This is a genomic window from Pseudomaricurvus sp., assembly GCF_965662505.1.
Classification (GTDB): domain Bacteria; phylum Pseudomonadota; class Gammaproteobacteria; order Pseudomonadales; family Cellvibrionaceae; genus Pseudomaricurvus.
The window spans coordinates 1-3,996 of the sequence record NZ_CBFIHX010000200.1 but is presented as its reverse complement, the minus strand read 5'-3'; the positions used below and the strand labels follow the sequence as shown (position 1 = coordinate 3,996).

General features: G+C 53.2%; 3 protein-coding genes. All 3 read right to left on the bottom strand.

All coding sequences use genetic code 11. From position 1 onward, the window contains the following. Positions 1 to 1,926: transglutaminase family protein (locus tag ACTG33_RS16490; protein WP_439136314.1), on the bottom strand; the 1,926-nt coding region annotated here is incomplete at its 3' end. Between the two features lie 119 nt (positions 1,927 to 2,045). Beyond that, a complete protein-coding gene (locus tag ACTG33_RS16485; RefSeq protein ID WP_439136313.1) occupies positions 2,046 to 2,981 on the bottom strand; it encodes an alpha-E domain-containing protein in 936 nt (311 codons plus the stop codon). Further along, positions 2,978 to 3,996 (bottom strand): circularly permuted type 2 ATP-grasp protein (locus ACTG33_RS16480; protein ID WP_439136312.1); only part of this gene is annotated, 1,019 nt, incomplete at its 5' end. The genes ACTG33_RS16485 and ACTG33_RS16480, both read right to left, overlap by 4 nt.

Here is a 3,996-nt window from a genome sequence, read left to right as displayed (position 1 = left end):
GGTCTCTTCAATGGCGGCGATGATCTCGACGTAATTTTCCAGACTGTAAACCGGCGGCATAAACACATACAGTCGACCGTCGCGGGCTTCGACGCAGAGTGTGGTGCGGATCACCGAGCGCAGCAGGGGATCGGTTTTCTTACTCGTTTTGTCTTTGTTTTTGTCCGTATCCGATTCATCATCGAGTTCGGACTGTACTTGCGCGACAACGACGGGAGAGGCCGGAAAGGTCATCTCCGCTCGTTTTTGCAGTGGCTGGCGAGGTTCAAACGGATCCCGCTGCGGCGGCAGTTCGGTCTTGGCACTGTAGGGTAGATCGTCCAGCGGCAGGCGCAATCCCACCGGTGAATCACCGGGTATCAGGGTCAGGCGATCACGGCGGGTTTCCCACAGACAGGTCTGCCAGTTATTGGCGATGGAGTCCCACTCCAGCGGCACAATATAACCCGTGGGTTTTTTCAGTGTGCGTTCCAGGATGCTGGCCAGACGAGCGCGCTCGGTAGAGCTTTTGGCTTTCGCGATGGCGTTGTCGATATTGGTGGGCAGTTTTCGTTCTTGCAGTAAATAATGCAGGGCGTCTTCATACACTGGCTGAACGTAATCTTTTTTAATGTCCAGCAGTTTGGATATCCCGCACATCAATTTCTTGGCGTCGCAGATATCGTAGCCGTAATCCTTGTCCTTGCGCGCGAGCAATTTGGGGTTTTTCCACAGAGGTTCGCCATCTTTACGCCAGAAAATTCCCAGTGCCCAGCGAGGGACTTCTTCCCCGGGATACCATTTTCCCTGGCCGTAATGCAGCAGCCCATTGGGCGCAAAGTGATCCCGCAGTTTTAATTGCAGTGAGTTGGCCAGGCTGAGTTTGTGGGCGCCCAGCGCGGCGGTGTTCCACTGCTCGGATTCCATATCATCGATGGAGACAAACGTGGGTTCGCCACCCATGGTCAGTCGTACGTCCAGCTCTTCGAGTTCTTTGTCGACTTTGTCGCCGAGGCTTAACGCTTCAGCCCATTGATTGTCGGTGTAAGGCTTGGTGACACGCGGGTCTTCCAAAATGCGGGACACTTCGTTGCTGTGCTCGAATTCCACTTCGCACTTGTCGGTAAAGCCCTCAATGGGAGCGGCGGATACCGGATCGGGTGTACAGGCCAGCGGAATATGCCCTTCACTGGCAAACAGGCCGGAGGTGGGGTCGAGGCCGATCCAGCCAGCTCCGGGGAGGTAGACTTCACACCAGGCGTGCAGGTCGGTAAAGTCCTGGGCGGCTCCGCTGGGACCATCCAGCGATTTTTCATCGGGTTTGAGTTGCACCAGATAGCCAGAAGCAAAGCGCGCGGCTAAGCCGACGTGACGGAAAAGTTGTACCAGTAGCCAGGCGGAGTCGCGACAGGAGCCTATGCCCAGCTGTAGCGTTTCTTCCGGTGTCTGTACGCCTGGTTCCATGCGAATGGCGTATTCAATGATCTGTTCGACTTTTTGATTCAGCTCCACCAGAAAATCGTTGGTGCGTCGTTTTTCCAACGGAATGGATTTCAGCAATTTTCGGAACAGTGGCCCGTGTTTGCCTTTTTCCAGGTAAGGCTTAAGCTCTTTCTTCAGTTGTCTGGGGTAGGTGAAAGGAAATTCTTCAGCGTAATCGTCGAGGAAGAAGTCAAACGGGTTGATCACCGTCATGTCAGCTTGAACTTCCACTTCCACAGAAAACTTGGTGGTTTTTTCCGGGAACACCAGACGCGCCAGAAAGTTGCCAAAGGCATCCTGTTGCCAGTTAATAAAATGGTTTTCGGGTTCGACTTTTAAGCTGTAGCTGTGAATCGGAGTGCGGCTATGAGGTGCTGGCCGCAGTCGAATCGTGTGCGGCGACAGATTGATCGGTCGATCAAATTGATAGTAGGTGTTGTGATTCAGGGCAACGCGGATGGTCATGATGAATCTTTCCTTAATAATGCCTGGCTGTTAGCCGTGTTGTGGGCTTGTTTTCAGAACACAGCTTTCAGAGTACTGTTTTCAACGTGCTATCTTTAAAGTACTGGGACCAAGCGTGATCAATCCGTAGGAAACCAGATGTCTGAGACAACAAAATGACTACTGGTGATCAAAATCTGCAATTGGTTTAAATAGTTCAGCAGTTCTTCCCCGGGGTTCTCAAAATCCATTTTGCCGTTGAGCTTTTTCTCGATTTTTGTCATATGGCCAATCAAAGGCTCCGAGCGTGGCAGGCAGTGACAGGACTTGACGATGGACTTGACGCAATAGGCGATGGACTTTGGAAACGCGGGATCATTGAGCAAGTAGGGCATGACCTCGTGTCCTTTCACCGGACTGCGGGTGGTGCGCAAATAGTATTGTGTGGCGTTGAGGGAGCGCAGTACACTGCCCCAGATCACCTGCTGGCTGTTGACGGCGTAATCATCGTCGGCCAATTCCAGAATGCCAGTCAGTCCGGCTTCCAGATAGCGTACTGTCATGTCGGCGCGCTCAAGGTTATAGCCGATCTGGAAGAACTCCCATGAAGCTACATGCGGCATGGTGCTGAAGAGCAAACCGTTAATTTGCATGCAGCCCTTGATCACATCTTCAAGAAACTCATGGCGGCTGCGACGGTTGATACCATTTTCAATGTTGTCCTGCACATACATCGTCAGTTCGCAGATCATTTCCCAGGCTTCTTCGGGTACCACGTCCCGAGTGGTGCGCACGTTTTCCCGGGCGGCCTTCATAGAATTGATCAATGATGACGAATTGTCGTCGTCACCCAGTAAAAACTTCACCACATTACGTTCGGAGCGCACGCTGTAGCGTTCACCGAAGCTTTCCTGCAAGTCATTGATGATAATCAGGTTGTACCAGCTCAGTTCAACGGTTTTCGGCAGATCGAATAGCAGAGTTTCGTAAATACTGATCAGGCGTGCGGTGTTGGCGACTCGCTCCAGATAGCGGCCGGTCCAATAGACGCGCTCGGCGACGCGGGATAGCATCATGATTTGCCCTCCGTATCTACAATCCATGTGTCTTTACTTCCCCCGCCCTGAGACGAGTTCACTACCAGAGAGCCTTTCACCATGGCCACCCGGGTCAGACCGCCGGTGGTGACATAGCTGTTCTTGCCCTGAAGAATAAAGGGGCGCAGATCCAGGTGTCGGGGTTCCGGGGTGTTGTGTCTGCCAATAAACGTCGGAGCGGTAGACAGAGCCAAGGTGGGTTGGGCAATGTAATTGCGCGGATTGGCTTTGATCAGCTGGGCAAACTTTTCCCGCTCTTTTTGGGTGGAATGTGGTCCGATCAACATGCCGTAGCCGCCGGATTCGTTGGCGGGTTTGACCACCAGTTTGTCGAGGTTGGCGAGGACATGATCACGCTGTTTCTTGTCGTAGCAGAGAAAGGTTTCCACATTGGAGATCAACGGCTCTTCACCCAGATAGTATTTGATGATGGCCGGGACGTAGGCGTAGATCACCTTGTCATCGGCGACGCCCGCACCGGGGGCGTTGGCGAGAGCCAGATTGCCGGATTTCCAGGCGCGCATCAGGCCGGGAACGCCCAGTACCGAGTCCTTGTTGAACACTTCGGGATCGAGAAAGAGATCGTCAATGCGACGGTACACCACATCCACCCGTTCCAGCCCGGCAATGGTTTTCATATACAGGCAGTCGTCGTCCTGCACCACCAGGTCGCTGCCTTCCACCAGTTCGGCACCCATTTTCTGGGCCAGGAAGGCGTGCTCAAAATAGGCAGAATTGAAGATGCCTGGCGTCAGCACCACAATCACCGGCTTTTTAATTTTTCGCGGCGATAAGCTGGTGAGCATTTCCACCAGTCGTGATGGATAGTCCCCCACCGGGGCGATGTCGACCTTTTCAAACACTTCCGGCAGCACCCGTTTCATGATGGAACGGTTTTCCAGCATATAGGACACACCGGACGGCACCCGCAGGTTATCTTCCAGCACGTAGAAGTCACCATCACTGTCGCGCACCAAATCAGTGCCACAAATAT

Excerpts from the sequence above, each read along its gene's own strand:
- ACTG33_RS16485 (WP_439136313.1), bottom strand. The coding sequence starts at position 2,981 with ATGATGCTATCCCGCGTCGCCGAGCGCGTCTATTGGACCGGCCGCTAT.